At 56.1% G+C, this 18,638-nt stretch carries 15 protein-coding genes and 2 riboswitches; of the genes, 5 read left to right on the top strand and 10 right to left on the bottom strand.

Annotated elements, in window-relative coordinates; translation table 11 throughout:
- Positions 1 to 122: 122 nt before the first annotated feature.
- Positions 123 to 962: a DegV family protein gene (locus tag VXK30_RS00400; protein ID WP_275714985.1), complete on the top strand. Its 840-nt coding sequence runs from the start codon at positions 123 to 125 to the stop codon at positions 960 to 962.
- Positions 963 to 1,419: 457 nt separating this feature from the next.
- Here the strand turns inward: VXK30_RS00400 and VXK30_RS00395 are convergent, their stop codons facing one another.
- Complete coding sequence (locus VXK30_RS00395; RefSeq protein WP_275714987.1) at positions 1,420 to 1,815, bottom strand: nuclear transport factor 2 family protein; 396 nt, start codon at positions 1,813 to 1,815, stop codon at positions 1,420 to 1,422.
- Positions 1,816 to 2,062: 247 nt separating this feature from the next.
- On the opposite strand from VXK30_RS00395, the gene VXK30_RS00390 reads away from it, so the two are divergent.
- Together VXK30_RS00390 and VXK30_RS00385 are read left to right on the top strand one after the other, a co-directional pair.
- Entirely contained in the window at positions 2,063 to 3,037 is a 975-nt protein-coding gene (locus VXK30_RS00390) for a Gfo/Idh/MocA family protein (RefSeq protein WP_275714989.1), read from the top strand.
- A gap of 129 nt (positions 3,038 to 3,166) precedes the next feature.
- Complete coding sequence (locus VXK30_RS00385; protein WP_275714991.1) at positions 3,167 to 3,802, top strand: TrkA C-terminal domain-containing protein; 636 nt, start codon at positions 3,167 to 3,169, stop codon at positions 3,800 to 3,802.
- Positions 3,803 to 3,891: 89 nt separating this feature from the next.
- Here the strand turns inward: VXK30_RS00385 and VXK30_RS00380 are convergent, their stop codons facing one another.
- The 7 genes from VXK30_RS00380 to VXK30_RS00350 form a co-directional block, all read right to left on the bottom strand.
- Positions 3,892 to 4,806, bottom strand: a complete 915-nt coding sequence (locus VXK30_RS00380; RefSeq protein WP_275714993.1) for a glycine betaine ABC transporter substrate-binding protein — start codon at positions 4,804 to 4,806, stop codon at positions 3,892 to 3,894.
- Between the two features lie 52 nt (positions 4,807 to 4,858).
- Positions 4,859 to 5,470 carry an ABC transporter permease gene (locus VXK30_RS00375; protein WP_275714995.1) on the bottom strand — a complete coding sequence of 204 codons (612 nt, stop codon included), beginning with the start codon at positions 5,468 to 5,470 and terminating at the stop codon, positions 4,859 to 4,861.
- Positions 5,467 to 6,105: an ABC transporter permease gene (locus VXK30_RS00370; protein WP_275714997.1), complete on the bottom strand. Its 639-nt coding sequence runs from the start codon at positions 6,103 to 6,105 to the stop codon at positions 5,467 to 5,469. Before VXK30_RS00370 ends, VXK30_RS00375 begins: the two co-directional genes overlap by 4 nt.
- Positions 6,102 to 7,223 carry an ABC transporter ATP-binding protein gene (locus tag VXK30_RS00365; protein WP_275714999.1) on the bottom strand — a complete coding sequence of 374 codons (1,122 nt, stop codon included), beginning with the start codon at positions 7,221 to 7,223 and terminating at the stop codon, positions 6,102 to 6,104. The genes VXK30_RS00370 and VXK30_RS00365 overlap by 4 nt, the downstream gene beginning before the upstream one ends.
- 251 nt (positions 7,224 to 7,474) lie before the next feature.
- Positions 7,475 to 8,689 (bottom strand): MFS transporter, encoded by a 1,215-nt coding sequence (locus tag VXK30_RS00360; RefSeq protein WP_275715001.1) that lies wholly within the window; start codon positions 8,687 to 8,689, stop codon positions 7,475 to 7,477.
- Positions 8,690 to 8,786: 97 nt separating this feature from the next.
- A complete protein-coding gene (locus VXK30_RS00355; RefSeq protein WP_275715003.1) occupies positions 8,787 to 10,004 on the bottom strand; it encodes an MFS transporter in 1,218 nt (405 codons plus the stop codon).
- Positions 10,005 to 10,210: 206 nt separating this feature from the next.
- Positions 10,211 to 10,963 (bottom strand): DeoR/GlpR family DNA-binding transcription regulator, encoded by a 753-nt coding sequence (locus VXK30_RS00350; protein WP_275715005.1) that lies wholly within the window; start codon positions 10,961 to 10,963, stop codon positions 10,211 to 10,213.
- Positions 10,964 to 11,221: 258 nt separating this feature from the next.
- Here VXK30_RS00350 and VXK30_RS00345 point away from each other — a divergent pair, with 258 nt between their 5' ends.
- Together VXK30_RS00345 and VXK30_RS00340 are read left to right on the top strand one after the other, a co-directional pair.
- Positions 11,222 to 11,722 carry a hypothetical protein gene (locus VXK30_RS00345; RefSeq protein ID WP_275715007.1) on the top strand — a complete coding sequence of 167 codons (501 nt, stop codon included), beginning with the start codon at positions 11,222 to 11,224 and terminating at the stop codon, positions 11,720 to 11,722.
- Positions 11,723 to 11,863: 141 nt separating this feature from the next.
- The gene (locus VXK30_RS00340) at positions 11,864 to 15,181 is read left to right on the top strand and encodes a UvrD-helicase domain-containing protein (RefSeq protein WP_275715173.1); all 3,318 of its coding nucleotides are present in this window, start codon (positions 11,864 to 11,866) and stop codon (positions 15,179 to 15,181) included.
- Between the two features lie 14 nt (positions 15,182 to 15,195).
- On the opposite strand, the gene VXK30_RS00335 is transcribed toward VXK30_RS00340, so the two are convergent.
- Both VXK30_RS00335 and VXK30_RS00330 read right to left on the bottom strand, forming a co-directional pair.
- On the bottom strand, positions 15,196 to 16,680 hold the full coding sequence (locus VXK30_RS00335; RefSeq protein WP_275715009.1) for a MutS-related protein: 1,485 nt from the start codon (positions 16,678 to 16,680) through the stop codon (positions 15,196 to 15,198).
- Between the two features lie 4 nt (positions 16,681 to 16,684).
- Positions 16,685 to 18,391, bottom strand: coding sequence for a MutS-related protein (locus tag VXK30_RS00330; protein ID WP_275715011.1), 1,707 nt, complete (start codon positions 18,389 to 18,391; stop codon positions 16,685 to 16,687).
- Positions 18,365 to 18,435, bottom strand: a riboswitch (Fluoride riboswitch). Its footprint overlaps the gene before it by 27 nt.
- A gap of 131 nt (positions 18,436 to 18,566) precedes the next feature.
- Positions 18,567 to 18,638: riboswitch (Fluoride riboswitch) on the top strand.

Below are 18,638 nucleotides of genomic sequence, written 5' to 3'. Positions count from 1 at the left end.
GGCGGGAGAAATTATTTAATCTTCTAAACAAGAATTAATGCTTGCTATGTACTATGATATTATAGACTAAAATATATAGTTTTGAAAACTATATGATAATTTGAAATTATAGGAGTGCTTTTATGACCTGGAGTATCCTTTCAGACAGCTCCTGCGACTTGCCCCAAAACGCGTTCCAGGATTACGGCCTGCACTTTGCGACCGTACCCCTGAAGCTCATCGTGGGCGGCACCGAGTACACTGACGATGATTCGCTGAATGTAAACATCATGCTGGCCCAGATGAAAAATTACAAGGGGCCGTCCTCGTCGGCGTGCCCGTCGCCGGAAGAGTGGGCGACCGAATTCCGGAAAAGCGACTGCACCCTGGCGGTGACGATGACCAGCGCGCTGAGCGGCACCTACAACAGCGCCCTTGTCGCAAGGGACATGGTTCTGGAGGAATTTCCCTGGAAGAAAATCCACGTGATCGATTCCCGTTCCACCGCCGGGGGGCTGGTGCTGATTCTGAGAAAAGCGGCGGAGCTGATTTCCTCCGGGCTGGGCTTCGACGAAGTCGTCAAACAGGCGGAAGCGTACTCCCGCAGCCTGTTTCTGCTGTTCGCGCTCGGTTCCTACGACAACCTGATCAAGTCGGGGCGCATGTCCCGTGTGGCGGGGATTCTGGCCAACTCGCTCGGCATCCGCGCGGTGGCCTCCAACACGCCGGAGGGCGAGATCAAGGTGCTGCACAAGCCGCGCGGCGAGGAACGCGCGATCCTGCAGATCGTGGAAACCATGAACAAGCTGAAAGACATGGCGGGCAGGCCCGTCGTTATCAGCCACTGCAACAATCCCAAGGGCGCACAGCGCCTGAAGGAGCTGATTGCACACGTCTGCCTGACCACCAAGATCACGATTCAGCAGACGCGGGGGCTGACCAGCTATTACACGGAGAACGGCGGCCTGCTGGTCGGGTTCTGAGGCCCGGACCATGCGGTCGGGACGCGCCTGCGGCGGCACTTCCAGTCAGCTTACCGTTAAATCGGTTTTAGAGGACCCCGAAACAAATCCCTCTAAGAGGGAGGCAAGGGTTCGACCCCTTTATTTTCCATAAAATGATATAATTTAGCAAATTCTATTGCACTGGAAAAGAAAACGCGCTATAATTCAGTTGCAAGGCACAAATAAAAGTGCAGCGCAGGAACGGGGTGCTGGAACACCCCGCCCCCTGCATACGGAGAGCAAGCTCCATAAACAACCGAAAATCGGCACGCTGCGGATATTATTATACCGCCTCTTTACCTTTTTGTACAGAGGGGATTTTGTACCCGCGGGCGCTTGACGACGTTGTATATGGATTCAATATCCGTGTACGGCGTTTTTTTGTGCCCTGCGGCGGCGAAAGGGCGGCGGGAAAGAGTCCCCCGGCCGCCCTCTTCTAAGCCTCCGTGCCGATTCCAAGGAAAAGGCTTTGGATTTTCCCGTCGGCATCCAGCACAATGTGGTCCGTCCCTTCCATGGTGAAAACGCCGCCGGTTTTGCTGACGCAGGCCGCAGCCCACGGCACCCGGAACCCGCCCTGTTCGGGGACGATTTCCCAGACATGCTTCATTTCCCTGTTTTTGCCCAGGAGAGCCTGAAAAAACTCCCTGATTTTTCCGCACCCGCGTATTTCGTCGTACCCTTTCAGCCGCAGGGAAGCGTTTTCCGAAAACAGCCCTTCCAGTCCGGAAAAGGCCCCTTCGTCCTCCATCGCCAAATCCAGCTGGGTAAAATACCTGCCGATCACCGTCACTGCAACCACTCCCGTCGTCCGGCTTTTCCGCCGGTTCATTATACCTGCATTATAGCACCCGGCACGGCCCCGTTCAAGAAAAAACAAGTATCCGGCCCATTTTTGAAGGAGCCGCCGCTTATGGCGGGGGAGTTTAACATAGCCCGGGCCGTGGGGGAGTCCTTCTCTCCCTCCGGGTAAGCCGGGCGCCGCTTTGAAATGCGCCCGGTCCCGCTTGAAAAGCCGCCGGTTCCATGCTACACTAAGCTTAAACAACATTCCGGATACTCAGGAAAGGAACTGCTTTATGAAATTAGGAATCATCGGCACTTCGGAAATTTCCCGCCTGTTCGTACAGGCCGCGGTGGAAACGGGAAGCTACGAGCCTTACGCGGTCTATTCCCGCAAAGCGGAGACCGGCGCTCAGTACGCGGCCCTGTACCAAATCCCCCATGTATTTACTGAACTGGAAATCCTGGCAAGCTGCCCCGGGCTGGACGCCGTCTATATCGCGTCCCCGAACAGCCTGCATTTCCCGCAGGCAAAGCTCTGCCTTTCCGCCGGAAAGCATGTGATTGTGGAAAAGCCGGCGGTGGCGACCTCGGCGCAGCTCGAAGAGCTGCTGGACATCGCGAAAAAAAACAATGTGTACCTGCTGGAAGCGATCCGCCCGATCTACAACCCCGATCTGGACGTCCTGAAGGAAGCGGTCAAAAAAATCGCCCCCGTTCACTACGTCTATTTCAACTATATGAAATATTCCTCCAAGTACGACGCGTATAAAGAAGGAAAGGACCCGCCTGTTTTCAGCGCGGAATACGACGGCGGCGCGCTGGCCGACCTCGGCATCTACAATCTTTACCTCTGCGCCGCCCTTTTCGGCGCGCCGAAAAGCAGCACCTGCACCGCCAGTCTGCTCGAAAGCGGGGTGGACGGAGTCTGCACCCAGATTCTAAAGTACGACGGCTTTTGCGCCGTGCTCAGCGCCTCCAAAATCTCCGCCAGCCGGTCGGCAAGCGAGATTCAGGGCGAAAACGGCACCGTGACGCTGGAGGGGCCCACCTCTCTGGACAGGATCCGGCTTTACACCCGCGGCGGCGGAGAGGAGCTGCTTTCCACGGAGCGCAAATCCTCCATGTTCTGTCAGCAGAAGGCGCTCGCCCGCATTCTTACGGAGCGGGACGAGGCCGCGTACGCATGCGCCTGCGAACGCATGCGCTGCTGTACCGGGCTGCTGGAGCAGGGCCGCCGTCAGGCCGGAATCCGGTTCAGTTCCCTTTGATTTTTCCAGTTGTCGGCGCCGCGCGATTGTGATATGATAGAAATAAAGAAAAAAGCACCTCCGTTGTTAATGCGGAAGTGCTTTTGAACGTAAAAACAGAAAGGTATTTTCACAGGATAGGTGAGGTTTATGGAGGACACCATTAAAGTGGCGGCACCGGTTTACCAGAAGATTGCCGCCGACATTGCGGCAAAGATTGTGGACAACCGTTACCGCATAGGAGAAAAAATATACGCGAGATCGTACCTTGCAAGCCAGTACAACGTTTCTTCCGAAACCGCACGGCGCGCCATCTGCGTACTGTCCGACCTGGAAATCGTAGACGTGACCAAGGGCAGCGGCGTGATTATCAAATCGTATGACAACGCCGTAAAATTTGTTCACCAGTACAATGACATCCAGTCGCTGAACGACCTGAAAAAGGATATTCTAAGCAGCGTCGAGCGGCAGAGAAAAGAGACGAAATTTCTGCTGAAATCCATTTCCAGCATCATAGACCGGACGGAGCGCTTCCAGTCCATCAATCCGTTTATTCCGTTTGAAATCGAAATTACGGACAAAACGCCCCTGCTCGACAAGTCCCTGTCCGAACTGAATTTCTGGCACCACACGGCGGCGACCATCATCGCCATCAAGCGCAACAGCACGCTGATGATGTCCCCCGGCCCCTACGCGATTCTGCAGAAGCACGACGTGCTGTATTACTGCGGCGAAGACAACTGCCAGGACCGGGTGAAAAGCTTTCTTTACCCGGACGAGGAATGACAAAACAAAATACAAAGACCCGGAAAAGCGTTTCACAGCGCCGGTCCGGGTCTCTTTTTATCCTCTTGTGATTGGGGATACCGTCTGAATTACTTGAGCAGCCCCTTTTCCTGAAGGAACTGTTTTGCGACCTCCGGTACGGTCCTGCCTTCCACGTCGACCGCGTAGGTCAGGTTGACCATGGTCTCGTTGTCAAAGATTCCGCCGAGCTTGTTCAGGGTCTCTTTGAGGTTGGGCGCCGTTTTCTCGAAGCGCTCGAACAGGTCCGAGCGGACGAGCAGCGCGCCGTTGTATTCCGGGAAGAAGCTTCTGTCGTCCTTCAGCACTTTCAGCTGAGCCTTTTTGTTCAGGCCGTCGGTGGCGTAAACCTCGGTCACGTCGATGTTCCCGTTTTCCACCGCGGAATACTTCAGCCCCAGGTCGACCGGCTTGCTTTCCTTAAAATTCAGCCCGTAGAATTTGACGAACGGGTTGAATTTCATGCTGCCCTCTTCGCTGAAAAACTCATGCTCCGCACCGAACACCAGCTTGCCGGCCACCGGCACAAGGTCGCTGATGGTTTCCAGCTTGTACTGGTCCGCGATCTTCTGCGGAACGGCGATCGCGTAGGTGTTGTTGATTCCGAGCTTATCCAAAAGATAGACCTTCTTCTCCTTCAGCGCGGTTTCGTTGACAAAATCGTACAGGGTCTTCCCCTCGGGGATATCCTTTGTGTCCAGCTTCAGATAGGTGGTCAGCAAGGTGCCGTCGTAGCTGTTCATCAGGTCGCAGTTGCCCTTGACCAGCTCGTTGAAGCCGTTGACGGGGGAGACCTCGTCCTTAATGACGACCTTGGCGCCGGTGTCCTGCTCCACCAGCATTTTCACCATCTGGTGAATCAGCTTCATTTCGGAAAACTGACCGTCCATAATGACGATTTCGTCCCCGCTGCTCTTGCCCGAGCCGCATCCCGCGGCGGAAAGCGCCAAAACCAGGCACATTATAACGGCAATCACTTTTTTCATAACTTTCTCCCTCTTTTCTATTATTGATATTACTGTCGACGAAAACACACGATTACTGTGTGTCGCTTTTTACGGTCCTGTGGCGGTACAGCCGTTTTTCAATGTAGGCCATCACGCCGTCGAACAGCACGGCCATCCCCATCAGCGACAGCGTCCCAAACAGGATCAGCTGCATGTTCTGAATATGGATGCCGCGGTAGATGACGGAGCCGAGCCCGCCGCCTCCCACGAACGTAGCGAACACGGCCACGCCGATGGAGGTGACGGTGGCGATCCGGATCCCCGTGAAGATGACCGGGAAGGCGATGGGGATTTCCACATGGAGCAGCCGGTAAGTCCGGCTCATGCCCATGCCGTCGGCGGCCTCTTTGATGGCGGGCTCAATATTGCTGAGGCCGAGGTAGGTGTTGTGCACGACCGGCAGCAGGGAATACAGCACCAGGCCGATGATGACCGTCGGCTTGCCCGCGCCCAGAAAAACCATAATGATTCCGAGCAGCGCCAGCGCCGGGATGGTCTGCAGGATATCCACGGCCCACAGCACCACGGAGCGCACCGGCTTTTTCATATAGGCCAGCACGCCGAGCGGCAGGCCGAGAAGAACGGTGAAAAGCACCGAAAGCAGCACAATGTAAAGATGTTCAAAAATCATCGTCGCGCTCACTTGACATCCCCCCTTAATCCTTTCGGCACGGCTTTCTTCTGGAAATAGTCGATCAAAAGGCCCAGCCCCACCGCGAGGATGGCGGCCGGAATCGCGCCCGCGATAATCAGCGTGTTGTTGTTCGTGCTGACGCCGATATAGATGAAGTCTCCCAGGCCGCCCAGGCCGATCATGGAGGCCAGCACCGCCCAGCTTACAATATAGACGGTGGACATCCGCAGCCCGCCGATGATGGCGGGAAGCGCCAGCGGCAGCTCCACCCACAGCAGCGACTGCAGCGGGGACATCCCGCAGCCCCTTGCCGCTTCCTTATACTGCTCCGAAACGCCGATCAGTCCGGTATAGGTGTTTTTCAGCACCGGGAAGATCGCGTAAATGGAGAGCGCGGCCAGCACGGTGGCGGGCACCATCCCGAGATACAGGAACAGGATGCCGATAAACACGATGCCGGGGATCGTCTGCACCACGGAAAGGACCGGCAGAACAAATTTGGATATTTTCGGGGCTCTGGAAAGCAGGATTCCCAGAAACAGGGCGATGACAAATCCGATGAAAACGGAAATCAGGACATAGACCAGATGGGTCGTGATAGCGCCAAGCAGTTTATCCCCGTAAAGACGGAAGAAATCACTCATTGCCCATCCCCCCAAACAACGCTTGCCAAAGCTTTTGACATGCTGGTTTTTGTAATGATGCCGGCCACTTTTTTGTCCTCCGTCAGCACGACGACATATTCCGCCCGCTGGCTGCTGATGATATCGAAAGCGGTTTTCGCGGGGGTGTCCGGCGCAACGGTCGGGAAGTCCGCCGTAATCAGGTCCCTGATGGTGTCGCCCGCTTTGCCGCGCTCGTTGACGGTTTCAATCAGCAGAACGCCGATATAGCGTTCCTCCCGGTCCACCACAACAAGGGAGTCGATCTCCCTGCGGCTCATGATATTGACGCATTCCAGCGTCTTTTTGTCCTGCGTGACCTTTGCCACGTTGGTTTTCATCAGGTCGGAGCACGCCAGCTGGTTCTGCGAGAAATTATGTACATGCTTGCCCATAAATTCCCGCACGGTGTCGTTGGCGGGCGCGCGGAGAATTCCCTCGGGGGAATCCGTCTGTAAAATCCGGCCCTCGCTCATAAACACGACCGTGTCCGCCATTTTCAGCGCCTCGTCCATGTCGTGCGTAACAAAGATGACGGTCTTTCCCAGACGCTGCTGCAGGGACTTGACCTCATCCTGAAGGGAATCCCTCGTAATCGGGTCCAACGCGCCGAAAGGCTCATCCATCAGGATAATGGGCGGCTCCGCCGCCAGCGCGCGAAGCACGCCGATTCTCTGCTGCTGGCCGCCGCTCATTTCATTCGGATATTTATGAGCATAGGTTTCATACGGCATATTGACCATCTCCAGAAGCTCTTTCGCCCTTTGGCGGCTTTTTTCCTTGTCCCATTTCAGCAGGCGCGGCACCACGCAGATGTTCTCCTCCACCGTCATGTTCGGGAAAAGCCCGATCTGCTGGATGACGTACCCGATGCGGCTGCGCAGCTTTTCGGGATTCATCTCCATAATATTCTTTCCGTCGATGCTGATGCTGCCCGAGTCCATCTCGATCAGGCGGTTCAGCATTTTCAGCGTTGTCGTTTTTCCGCAGCCGGAAGGGCCGATCAGCACGACAAACTCACCGTCGGGTATTTTTAAATTCAACTCTTTCACAACTTTTTGTTTTCCATAAGACTTACTGACATTTTTATATTCAATCATAAATGCCCTCCTTTTCTGCCCATAATCCGACAAGAAACAACTTCATATTTTTTATAGATTGTTTCTTAGATTTCTATAATATCATAAAATCATTAATTTTGTCAAATGCATACGGCGGTTTTTTGGTAAAAATATTCATTCACGTGCTTCCCAGGCCCCGGAAAATCAGCAATTTTCACCCGTTCGGGGCAGGAAAAAGCGCATATCCCGTTTGAGGATATGCGCTTTTATAATGGTGTCCTGTTGTCCGTTCAGACCGGCTTTTTCCCGGCCTCCACAAGCTTTTTGCTGAAAATCAGGAACAGTCCTTCCACAAAAATCAGCACCCCGGTCGCAACCAGCATCCATTCGATTTTAATCCAGTCGGACATGGGGCCGAACAAAAGCATTCCCAAAGGCATGCTCATGCTGGTAATCATGGTCAGCACGCCGAACACGCGGCCAAGGTAATCCGGCTCCACCTTTTCCTGAAGCAGGACGGTGGAGGGCGTGTTGAAAACGGGCATGACGAATCCGACAAGCCCCATCAGCGCCAGATAGACCCAAAAATCGGCGACAACGCCCAGCAGAAACACCCCGACGCCGATCAGAAAGCTGGAAAGCGCCATGGTGTGCACGCGGTTTTGAAAACCGCCCCAGCAGGCCATCAGGAGTCCGCCCAGCATCATCCCGAGGGAAAAGGCGATTTCGATCGCGGTCAGGTACCAGACCTCTTCGCCGAAGCTGCGCGTGACCTGCAGCGGGGTCAGAAAAGCCGCCGGGGCCGCCAGAAAGGTGAAGAGGGCAAAGAACAGAAAGAACCGTTTCAGGTACGGGTGTGTGCCGATATAGGAAAATCCCAGCCTCAGCCCCTCGAAATAGCCGGAGCTTTCCGGCGCCGCGCCGCCCGCCCGGGCAGGGACGCGAAGGAAGAAAAGCAGCGTAAAAACACCGATTGCGGCGGTCCCCACATCGATAAAAAAGATGGTCTCGATCGGCGCCGCCGACATCAGCGCGCCGCTGGCGATGGGGGAAAGCAGCAGGATGGCGGACTGAATGCTCGAGTTGATCCCGTTGACCGCGGTAAGCTTTTCCACCGGCACCAGCTGCGGCAGAAACGCGCCCACACACGGCGTCTGCACCGCGGAGCCCAGCGCGCGCACGGCCGATATGACAAAAAGCAGCCACATGGCCTTGTACCCCAGAAGGAACAGAACCGCCATGGCCAGCGTCGACAGCGCGATCACGGAATCCGACAGGGCAATCAGGATTTTCCGGTCGTAGCGGTCCGCCCAGACGCCCGCAAAGGGCGAAAGCAGAAAGGTAGGGATAAAGCCGCAGAGGATGGAGATCATCATCATCACGCCCGACTTGGTCTGCAGGGTAATATACCACATGATGGCATACTGAACCAGGGACGAACCGAACAGAGAAACCGTCTGACTTGTCAGAAACAGAACCGTATTCTTTTTCCAGTTTTGCTGCATAGGATATTCCCGTTTCCTCCCGTTAAGCGTTCCGGCCCGGTCCGCCGGTCATTCTTATGATATGATACCGTAACCTGCCGTGACCGTCAAGGAAAGCTTAATCCGGGCGGGGCGTTTTCCGCTGCCTGATGAGCGCGAAAACACATCCCGCCGCCGCGAGCAGCAGGATTCCCCCCAGCGCGGCGATTCCAGCCGTGTAGCTGAACAGGTCGCTCACCGCGCCGATCGCCGGCGGGCCGAAGGTCTGGCCGACGTCCATCATGGTGCTCATCACGCCCAGCGACCCGCCGAGCTGCCCCTTCTGCGCAACGTCCGCCGCCAGCGCGTTTGTTCCGGAGGTAATCAGGGCGAACCCCAGGCCGTAGACCACAATGAGGGGGATCACAAGCATGACCGCTTTGAGAAAAGTCAGCAGAAAAAAAGTGCCCGAGCAGACGAACAGCCCGACGACCATCAGCGGCAGGCGGCCCACGCGGTCGGACACCCGGCCGAACACCGGTTTCAGCAAAATCATTCCGATCAGCTGGGCGCCGAGCACATACCCGATCTGCCCGGTGGACATTCCGAGCTGTTTCGCGTAAAGAGGAAAGATCATTTCAAACGCGCCGTAGGAAAAATACGCGCAGGCGTTCAGCACCCCGACCAGAAGCAGGGGCCGGTAGCGCAGCATGCCCCGCAGCTTTTTCAGGGAGGAAGTCCTTTCGGCCTCTTCCTTCCGGCTTTTGGCCGTCTCTTCCGCCCGCTGCATATTTCTGCTTTTCCGGAAGAACCAGATTGCAAAGGCCAAAGCCAGAATGCCCGCGCCGCCTGCAATCCCGTACACCGTGGGGATTCCTCCGTACTCGTAGGCCGCGCCGCCCACGGTCGGCGCAAGAGCCCGGCCGATCAGCGTGGCGGAGGTGTAAAGGGACAGGTTCTGTCCGGTGTTGTTCCGGCTGAAAGCCGCGATAGCCGCCATCGCCACCGGGTCGAACGCCGCGGTCGCAAAGCCGTGGTAAAAACGCACCGCCGCCAGCCCCATCGGATTGATTACCAGAAAGTAAACGAACGGCGCGCTCGCAAAAACGAGCAGGGAACCGATCAGAATTTTTTTATATCCGAACCGGTCGGCCAGATCCCCTGCCAGATAGCTTATCAGGATTCCGGGCAGGGTGGACGCCGAAGCGATCCAGCCGATCTGGGTGCCGGTCGCGCCAAGGTTCTTCGCAAAGATCGGCAAAACCGGCGATTTCGATATGGTGGAGCTGAAAACCGCGAAAGCCCCGCACAGGCCGAGCATCATCACGATGCGCAGTCCTCCGGTGTTTTTTTTCATATGTCCTCCCTCCGCCGGCGCCGGGGGAACGGTCGTGTCTGCGTTTTGCTGTCTGGCGCCGTATCTTAAACTGTTCCGCTCTCTATGTGAAATCCATTCGGGTTTAGTATGCTCGCTCTTTCCTTCACAATTCTTTTTCCCGGCCGGTTTTTACCGGGCGCGCAAAAAGCTCTCGCCAGCCAAATCGGCAGGAACAGACAAAGATCCTAAAGAACTTCTATTCCGTGGGATTGAAAAAAATCCTTCGTTTCGGGGTCCAGCTCATCGTCGGAAACCACAATGTCGATATCCTTGAGCACTGCAAAAGTAAAGGTGTTGACAATGCCTACCTTCCCGGAATCCATTAAAGCGACTACCCTTTCGGACTTGCGGACAACCGCCTTTTTCAGTTCGTTCTCGTCCTCTACGCCGCAGTTGAACCCCGTTTCCTGGCTGTAACCGGTCACGCCCAGAAACGCGATGCTGAAATTGACATTCTCAATCGCTTTCACGCTGCTGATCCCGTTCACGCTCAGGCTGAAACGGTTCATCTGCCCGCCGAGAACATGGACCTGCGACTGTGTCAGATGCGCCAGCTCCAGCGCGCAGCTGATTCCCCCGGTAAAAATCAGGTAGGATTCATCGGGGAAAACACGGGCCAGTTCCGTAGCCGTCGTTCCGGAATCGAGGAAGACGGACGTTCCGGGGCGCAGGAGTTTCACCGCTTTTTCGGTAATTTGACGCTTCTTTTCCATATTTCGCGTACTACGCTTATAAAACAGATCGTCCGTTCCGATCACGACCTCCACCGATTTCGCTCCGCCGTGCACGCGGACAATCTGGCGGGCCTGATCCAGAAACTTCAGATCGTTGCGCAGGGTCATTTCCGAAACCTCCGGAAACGCAACCTTCAATTTCGCAAAGCTGACAGCGCCCTCGCTGTTGACAAGTTCCACAATCTGTTCTCTCCGCTGCTTCATTTTTCCCATCCTATTCTTTTGTAACAACAAAAAAAATTATTGAAACAATTATAAAGCATTGAAAAATGCTTGTCAAACCAGAATCATGCTTTTATGGAAATATTTTTAGGTTTCGATTAACAGGATTTTAGAGCGGCGGGGAAAACCGGGCAAATCGGGCGGACAATGAATATACTGTATCAGATATGCAGAAAAAGGAGCTTTCCGCGTCTGCCGCGGGGCCCTTTTACGATTGACACAGGAGCTGACAAAATCGCTATGTTGAATATCTGGCCATTGGCAATCCCGAACGCCGCGCAGGAAGGCTTTTCGGCCCTTCTCTCTTCGCTTTCCCTGTCCGCGGACGCTCAGCTGAAGCCCTGGACCGCAGCGTCCCCTTATTTCAACAGCGGAAATCTCGATGCGGCTGCGGGAAATTATACCGTTCCGGCAACCGGAAGATACTCCATAGCCGCAACCGTCAGCTACACCCTGAACGCGGCCATAACAATTTCCCTGGGGGCGGGGATCACCCCTTCGTTCATAGTCAGACGCTTCGCGCCAAGCTCCGCAGACCTGATCAGCGGCTTGTTTCCCCTGCTGAATATCGCTGTAACGGTTTTATCCTTAAGGGCCGTCCTGGGGGCGGGTACGGTAACGTTAGCCGGCGAGGCCCAGCTGAACGCGGGGGATACCGTCGGTCTTTATTATGCGGCGGACGGCATGACGCTTCCTTTGAATATTGAAAGCGCCGTATGGTCCGTTAACCGCATTCCCTGACAGACAGGGGGACTTCCATGTTTTAGGAGCTTTTGTTTGATACCGCTGTCTGATTTTTCCCAATGCAAAGTCCGGCGTGTGGTTTTTCGCGCTTTTATGCTATAATAGGTGTAAATTCAGGATAAAGCGCAGGTGTTAACGATGTTTATTGCCGATTTTCATATCCATTCAAAATATTCCCGGGCCACCAGCAAGGACTGCGTTCCCGAAATGCTGGAGCTGTGGGCGCGGCGCAAGGGTCTGGACCTGATCGGAACGGGGGACTTCACCCATCCGGCCTGGCGGGAGGAGCTCCGGGAAAAGCTCATCCCGGCCGAGGAGGGGCTCTATACCCTCAAAGACAGCTTTCGCCGGGAAGACGATATCGGGGAAAGCAGCCGGAAGCCCCGTTTCATGATCTCCGGCGAAATCAGCTCCATTTATAAAAAGAACGGAAAGGTCCGGAAGGTACATAATGTCATTCTTCTTCCCAATCTGGAAAGCGCCGAAGCCCTTTCCCACAGGCTTGAGGCCATTGGCAACCTGCACTCCGACGGCAGGCCGATTCTCGGCCTCGACAGCAGGGACCTTCTGGAAATCACGCTGGACGTGTGCCCCGACGCCATCTTTATTCCCGCCCACATCTGGACTCCGCATTTTTCCCTGTTCGGCGCCTATTCCGGTTTCGACAAGATCGAGGAATGCTTCGGGGACCTGACGGGGCACATCCACGCGCTCGAAACCGGGCTTTCCTCCGACCCGCCCATGAACTGGCGCGTCTCCGCGCTGGACCGCTTCACGCTGGTTTCCAATTCGGACGCCCATTCGCCGGGGAACCTCGCGCGGGAGGCAAACCTTTTCGACACCGGCCTTTCCTACCCGGATATCTCGCGGGCGCTTCAGAACCGTGACACGAAGGAGTTTTCCGGCACGATCGAGTTTTTCCCCGAGGAAGGAAAGTACCACTATGACGGGCACCGGAACTGCGGGGTGTGTCTGAAACCCGCGGATACCTTGGCCGCGTCGGGCGTCTGCCCCGTGTGCGGCGGCAGGATCACGGTGGGGGTGCTGCATCGGGTGGAATCGCTCGCGGACCGGGAGGAAGGCTATGTTCCCTCTTCGGCCAAGCGTTTTGAAAGCCTGATCCCTCTGCGGGAGGTGATTGCGGCGTCGACCGGCTTCACCGCGGCAAGCAAGAAGGTCGGGGAAAGGTACGGCGGCCTGATCCGCAGCCTTGGCCCGGAGCTTTTTATCCTGCGCGAGGCGCCGCTGGGCGACATTGAGCTTGCGGCAGGCCCGCTGGTCGCCGAGGGCATCCGCCGGCTCCGCGGCGGGAAGGTAACCGTTCTGCCCGGATTCGACGGGGAATACGGGAAGATCAAAATTCTGGATCGGCAGGAGATCGGCCTGCTTTCCGGCCAGACCAGTCTTTTCAGGGAAAAGCGGAGCGATCCGTCCGCTGCGGAGAATACGGGAAAGCAAAAAGGCCGGACGGACAACCCCCCGGCGGGATCGGAAGCAGAGAACACGCCGCCGCGGAAAAAAGAGGCGGGCGCGGTTCCGGCCGCCGCTCCGGACGCTTTCAGCGGATTGAACCGGGAGCAGCGGGAGGCCGTCTCCGCCTCCGACTCCGCCGTCGCGGTGATCGCCGGACCCGGCACCGGCAAAACACGGACGCTTGTGAGCCGGATCGTCCGCCTCGTCCGGGAATGCGGCGTATCCCCCGCACAGATTACCGCCGTCACGTTCACAAACCGGGCGGCGGAGGAAATGCGGTCCCGCCTTGCCGCGTATTTCGGGGACAGGCGGACCGTGAAAAGCATGCACATCGGGACGTTCCACTCCATCTGCCTGCAGATTCTCTCCGGAAGAAAGGGGGCGGCAGCGCCCACCGTCGTCGGCGAGCAGGACGCGCTCTCCATTCTCGCGGACCTTTTAAAGGACCTCGGGCTCAAAGCGTCCCCGCGGGATGTTTTCAGGGAGATCTCCCTGATCAAAAGCGGCGCGCGGCTGCCGGAAGAAGCTGAGGAAGTCCCGGAGGGGGTCTATGACCGGTACTGTGAACAGCTTGCGCGGTACGGCGTGCTGGACTATGACGACATCCTCCTGAACACGCTGAACCTGTTCCAAAACGGAGAGCTGGGAAACAGGGAGGAGAAAAAACTCAGGAACGCTTTTTCCTATCTTCTGGTGGATGAATTTCAGGATATCAATCCCGTCCAGTACCGCCTGATACAGGAGTGGGGAAAAAACAGTGCGGGAATTTTCGTAATCGGGGACCCGGATCAGTCCATTTACGGATTCCGGGGCTCGGATTCCCGCTGCTTTGACCGGTTCTTCGGGAATTTTTCCGGGGCGCTCCGGGTACGGCTCACGCAGAATTACCGCTCCACCCCCGAAATTATTGGATGCTCCCGGTCCGTTCTGCCGGAAAGAAACACCGCGGAACCGCCTCTTGAGGCGCAAAGGGACAGCGGCGCCCGCGTACGTCTTCTGGAGGCGGACGTCGAGCTGCCGGAAGCGATTTTCATTGCCAAAGAGATCAACCGCATGGTCGGCGGCATCGATATGCTCGACGCGCATGCTTCTTCCCGCCCCAAAGGGAAAAAACCTGTTTCGGAGCAGACGAGGAGCTTTTCCGACATCGCCGTGCTGTACCGGACCAACCGTCAGGCGGAGCTTTTAGAACAATGCCTCCGGAAAGAGGGCATCCCGTACCTGGTCGCCGGACGGGATGAATTCCTTTCCGACCGCGAGGTGCGCAAAGCGGTCGCCTTTTTCCGCTTTCTGCTCGACCCCGCGGACCTGATCTCCCTTCGGCTGTGCCTGAAGGAATGGGGCGTCTGCCCCGGCGGCCGGACGCAGCGGGTGCTGGAGGACTACGCCGGAACGGACAAAAGCGCCGCGTCCCTTTCGGCGCTTTTGGAAAAGCTCCCCGCTTCCCCGGGAAATCCGCAAGCATTCTCCGGGCTGCTCCGCAAATACGGGCCTCTCGTCCGCAGCGGGAAACCGCAGAAGCTGATAGAAGCCTGGATCGGCGATAACGGGCTTCAGGAGGTACGGAGCATGGAGCTGTTTCTCAACATGGCCGTTTTGCACGAAAAAATGCCCTCCCTCCTGCAGAATCTTCTGCTCGGGCGGGAAGGCGACATCGTGCGCAGCGGCGGGAGAAGCTATTCGCCGGACGCGGTTTCGCTCATGACCCTGCACGCGTCCAAGGGGCTCGAATTCCCCGTTGTGTTTGTCAGCGGCGTAAAGGACGGAACGATCCCACTGAAAAACCGGCGGGGCGACGGTAACCCGGACGAGGAACGCCGGCTCTTTTATGTCGGCATGACAAGGGCGCAGGACGAGCTGGTCCTTCTGACTTCCTCCCCGCGCTCGCCCTTCCTTTCCGGCCTGCCCGCGGACCTTCTTTCGGAGGGGACCGCTTTTGAGCGGAAAAAAGCGCCCGAATTCGAGCAGGTCAGCTTTTTCTGACGGACGGCGGGGCGTTACGCCTCCGGTCCGAATATTTTCCGGTACAGGTCTTCTCCGTAAGCCGTCTGAAGAGGTTCCCCCGGCATGATTTTAAAAGTACGTTCTCCGTTTTCAAGCCTTTGTGCGCTGAGAAACCGGACCTTCGGGTACCGCGGGCTGAAAAAGGCGGCCGCAAAAGTGTAAAGATGCGTCACGAAAAAGATTTCTATCCCGTTGTCCGTGAGCGCCTTTGTAATCTGGCGGCAGATTTCGGAGCCCTCCCGCTCATTGGTGGCGGCGAACGATTCATTGAACAGAACCAGAGCCCCGGGAGTCAGGCGGTCGGCAATCTCGCTCATGCGGGCAAGCTCCTCATCCAGCTTCCCGCTTGTCATCGTGGTATCTTCCTCTTTTTTGAAGTGCGTAAATACGCCGTTCCGTATCGGCGCCCGGTAATTTTGCGCGCCGACGAACATCCCGCACTGCATCATAAGCTGCGCCTGCCCGACGCTTCTGAGAAAGGTGGATTTTCCTCCCTGATTGGCTCCCGTAATGATATAAAGCCGCTGATTTTCCGCATTCAGTTCGTTTCCCGTTACTCCCGAATCCTTTAGCAGGACAAGGCTGACGTCGTACAGCTCATCGTATTTCCGGCTCTCCGCTTCCAGCGGGAGCAGCTCGGGAATACAGACCGGCATGCCGGCGGCCCGGAGCCTGTCGTATAAATTCAGGCAGCCGACGTAAAAGGCAAGCTCCTTTTGAAGGATAACGAAAAAGCTTTCCACGTGCTCCGCCGACTGCGCCAGCACATTGATGCTTTCATTCATCGCACGGGCGCGGCGGTTGCCGAAATCGGAGGCCCCCGAGTCGTCACGGGGCGCCAGCGTAAAGGACGGGGCAAAATGCCAGTGGCGCCAGAAATGCGTTTTCTCTTTGCGCCGCATCACATAATCGATTCCCTGATTGTAATTGCCGAGTCCGGCGCTGATCAGCATCCCCTTTTCATCCTTCATCTCATTCAGAAGCGAATGAATCTGTAAAAAATAATCGTCGCCGAGCTCCCGCCACAGCATGGAGATAAAATTTTTAAAGCCTTCGGAATGGAAATTCCGCATATCCGCGTCGGTGGCGTTGCGCATTTTCAGCAGCATTTCCGTGTATATTTTCAATAAATCGACCGCGCTGGAAAAATTGCCGGATAAATTCTGCCGTGTGGACAGCCACGACCAGGATTTGTGTTTCCGCTCCATTGTCTCAACCGTAATATCATAAAGCTTTCTCACTGTTTCGGGGTTGTTGATGCAGTCCTTCAGGACCTCCTGACGATAGCGGATTTCCCGGTCGGTCCGCAAAGGACAAAACAGGGCCGAGCCGCACGCCTCCCGAATCATCGTGTCGTCCCGCGCCATCGCCGAAAGGATGCGGGAAAACTCAAGATCGGCGATCAGCGTGTCCTTCCCAAAACAGGGTTTCTCCTGCGGATTGAAATCCGTATCCTGATCCATCAAGTGTACTTTCAAAATTTCAGCCTCCCTTATGACTGCCGCAGAGTCCGCCGCTCAGCCTTTCGCAAAGCTGCTCACAGGTCAGCCCGTATTTTCCCGCGATGTGCATCGCATAGGCAAGGCCGTCGGGCGGCCTGCGGGTAATCCGAAAAGTCCTTACCGCCGGGTCGTCCTCCCGGACCGAGCTCATCATGCTGACCGTTTCCTCCCCGTGTGCGGCCAGCTCGTCGATAAAGGTGACGCACACGGCGGGAGCGCCCAGCTTCGCAAGGGCGTCCATCATGCGGCCCCCCAGCAGCAGCGCGTCCGTCAAAGTGGTGGAGGAAAAAATCTCGTTGATGACGATGATGCTCCGGGAGGCAGCGCGCCCGAGAAGCTCGTGAAGACGCTCGAGATCGTCCTGCAGCTTTCCGTTCCGGGTGGACAAATCCTCCTCCCGCCCAAAATGGGTGAGGATATTGTCAAAAAGGAGGATCGCCGCCTCCCTTCCCGGCACGCACAGCCCCAGGCAGGAGAGATAATGGATCTGCCCGAAGGCACGGGCAAAGGTCGTCTTTCCGCCCTGATTGGGCCCGGTCACGACGATGATCCGCTCCGGTGTATTCAACACAAAATCATTCGTCACCGGCTGCCCGGCATCTCCCATGGAAGAAGCCAAAGCCAGATCAAAGCCGTCCCTGTCGTAAAGGTGTTCCGCGTTTTCGCACAATTTCGGGTAACAGAACGGGAGCCCTTTCCCGCGATGCGGCCGGATATATTCCAGCCAGGAGAGGTAGAACTGAATTTCACGGGAAAACCGCGCGACGGTCGGGTCGATAAAATCAAGATATTTTAAACAGAAATGGTCCAGATTCTCAAAAATGTCCCTGTACCAGGAGGCGACCATATTCAGCACGGCCGCCTCCACATGCTGCGCGTACGGTTCTTCGGAAAGCTTGCGGCGGTAATCCGTCCCGTCCCCCTGGCGGAATTTGTCGAACAGCCTGAGAATTTCCTTACTGTGATCTTCCTGCCCCTCATATTTCCGGACACGGAGGACCCCGTTTTTGATCAGCATGCAGTATTCCACGGAAGAAAGCTGTTCGCGCAGCCGGCCGATCTGTCCCCGAAGCTCCGTGAACGCCTCCGTCCCGGTATAGGCGGCCAGGTACTTCATAAAGCCGCGCAGGCCGTCCGAGCAAAGCGTCCGGTCCCGCAGCCCGTCTGTCAGCCCGGCAAGCTCCGTACAGTAGCTGTCCGCACAGTCGAGCAGACGTCCCTTGGTCAGATAATGATTTTCATAGCTGTTTTCGGACGTGAGCGATTTTTTGATGGTTTCCATGGATTGGCTGAGGCGATAGATGGATTGTGAAAAATCGGAAAAGAATCCGCGCAGCCCGTCGTCTTCCAGCTCCCGCATGACTTTCTGCCGGTAGATAAGGGTATCGCTGTCGCGAAGCGAAGTGTAGAAGAAGCCTTCGAGCCCGTATTCTTTTCTGCTGTTCAGGATCGGCCGGAAGATCTGGTCAAGATAAAGGTCCCTGAAGCAGTCCGGCGCAGCTTCCTTCCTCGGTTTTTTCCACTGCTCCTCAGCCGGAAATAAGATACTGTAAAACACATTGCACACCTCTTCCTGTTTTTTATGATGCGGAAGCCACCGCGCTGCCGCCGCGGCCTTTTCCGGGCACCACAGCCTGACAACGACAAAAAAGCCGATGGCTTCCAAACAGAAGTCATCAGCTTTCACGCATTTCGGTATTACCGCGGGAGTACTTCATTCCCAAGGCTATTATAGAACATGCTTTTATAAAAATCAATGGGCAATAAAATTCCGTTCAGTGGATGGCGCCTGCCTGCATTTTTCCTTATAAGCCGTACGCAAACGGAGAAAAGGTTGAAAAATCCGTCATAATTTGCTATAATGCAGAAACGGGAATGAAGTTCTCCCTTAGCGCTGCTAAAATTGCTTTTCAGCTGATGACTTCTATGGGAAT

The organism is Caproiciproducens sp. CPB-2, assembly GCF_036287215.1.
In the GTDB taxonomy this organism is placed as follows: domain Bacteria; phylum Bacillota; class Clostridia; order Oscillospirales; family Acutalibacteraceae; genus Caproiciproducens.
The sequence above is the reverse complement of the archived record's forward strand: the minus strand, read 5'-3'. Positions and strand labels throughout refer to the sequence as shown.

What these genes read in the sequence shown, in the direction of transcription:
- VXK30_RS00385 (WP_275714991.1), top strand. Translation starts at nt 3,167, where the DNA reads ATGGAGGACACCATTAAAGTGGCGGCACCGGTTTACCAGAAGATTGCC.
- VXK30_RS00400 (WP_275714985.1), top strand. Translation starts at nt 123, where the DNA reads ATGACCTGGAGTATCCTTTCAGACAGCTCCTGCGACTTGCCCCAAAAC.
- VXK30_RS00350 (WP_275715005.1), bottom strand. Translation starts at nt 10,963, where the DNA reads ATGAAGCAGCGGAGAGAACAGATTGTGGAACTTGTCAACAGCGAGGGC.
- VXK30_RS00380 (WP_275714993.1), bottom strand. Translation starts at nt 4,806, where the DNA reads ATGAAAAAAGTGATTGCCGTTATAATGTGCCTGGTTTTGGCGCTTTCC.
- VXK30_RS00390 (WP_275714989.1), top strand. Translation starts at nt 2,063, where the DNA reads ATGAAATTAGGAATCATCGGCACTTCGGAAATTTCCCGCCTGTTCGTA.
- VXK30_RS00360 (WP_275715001.1), bottom strand. Translation starts at nt 8,689, where the DNA reads ATGCAGCAAAACTGGAAAAAGAATACGGTTCTGTTTCTGACAAGTCAG.
- VXK30_RS00365 (WP_275714999.1), bottom strand. Translation starts at nt 7,223, where the DNA reads ATGATTGAATATAAAAATGTCAGTAAGTCTTATGGAAAACAAAAAGTT.
- VXK30_RS00395 (WP_275714987.1), bottom strand. Translation starts at nt 1,815, where the DNA reads ATGAACCGGCGGAAAAGCCGGACGACGGGAGTGGTTGCAGTGACGGTG.
- VXK30_RS00370 (WP_275714997.1), bottom strand. Translation starts at nt 6,105, where the DNA reads ATGAGTGATTTCTTCCGTCTTTACGGGGATAAACTGCTTGGCGCTATC.
- VXK30_RS00340 (WP_275715173.1), top strand. Translation starts at nt 11,864, where the DNA reads ATGTTTATTGCCGATTTTCATATCCATTCAAAATATTCCCGGGCCACC.
- VXK30_RS00345 (WP_275715007.1), top strand. Translation starts at nt 11,222, where the DNA reads ATGTTGAATATCTGGCCATTGGCAATCCCGAACGCCGCGCAGGAAGGC.
- VXK30_RS00355 (WP_275715003.1), bottom strand. Translation starts at nt 10,004, where the DNA reads ATGAAAAAAAACACCGGAGGACTGCGCATCGTGATGATGCTCGGCCTG.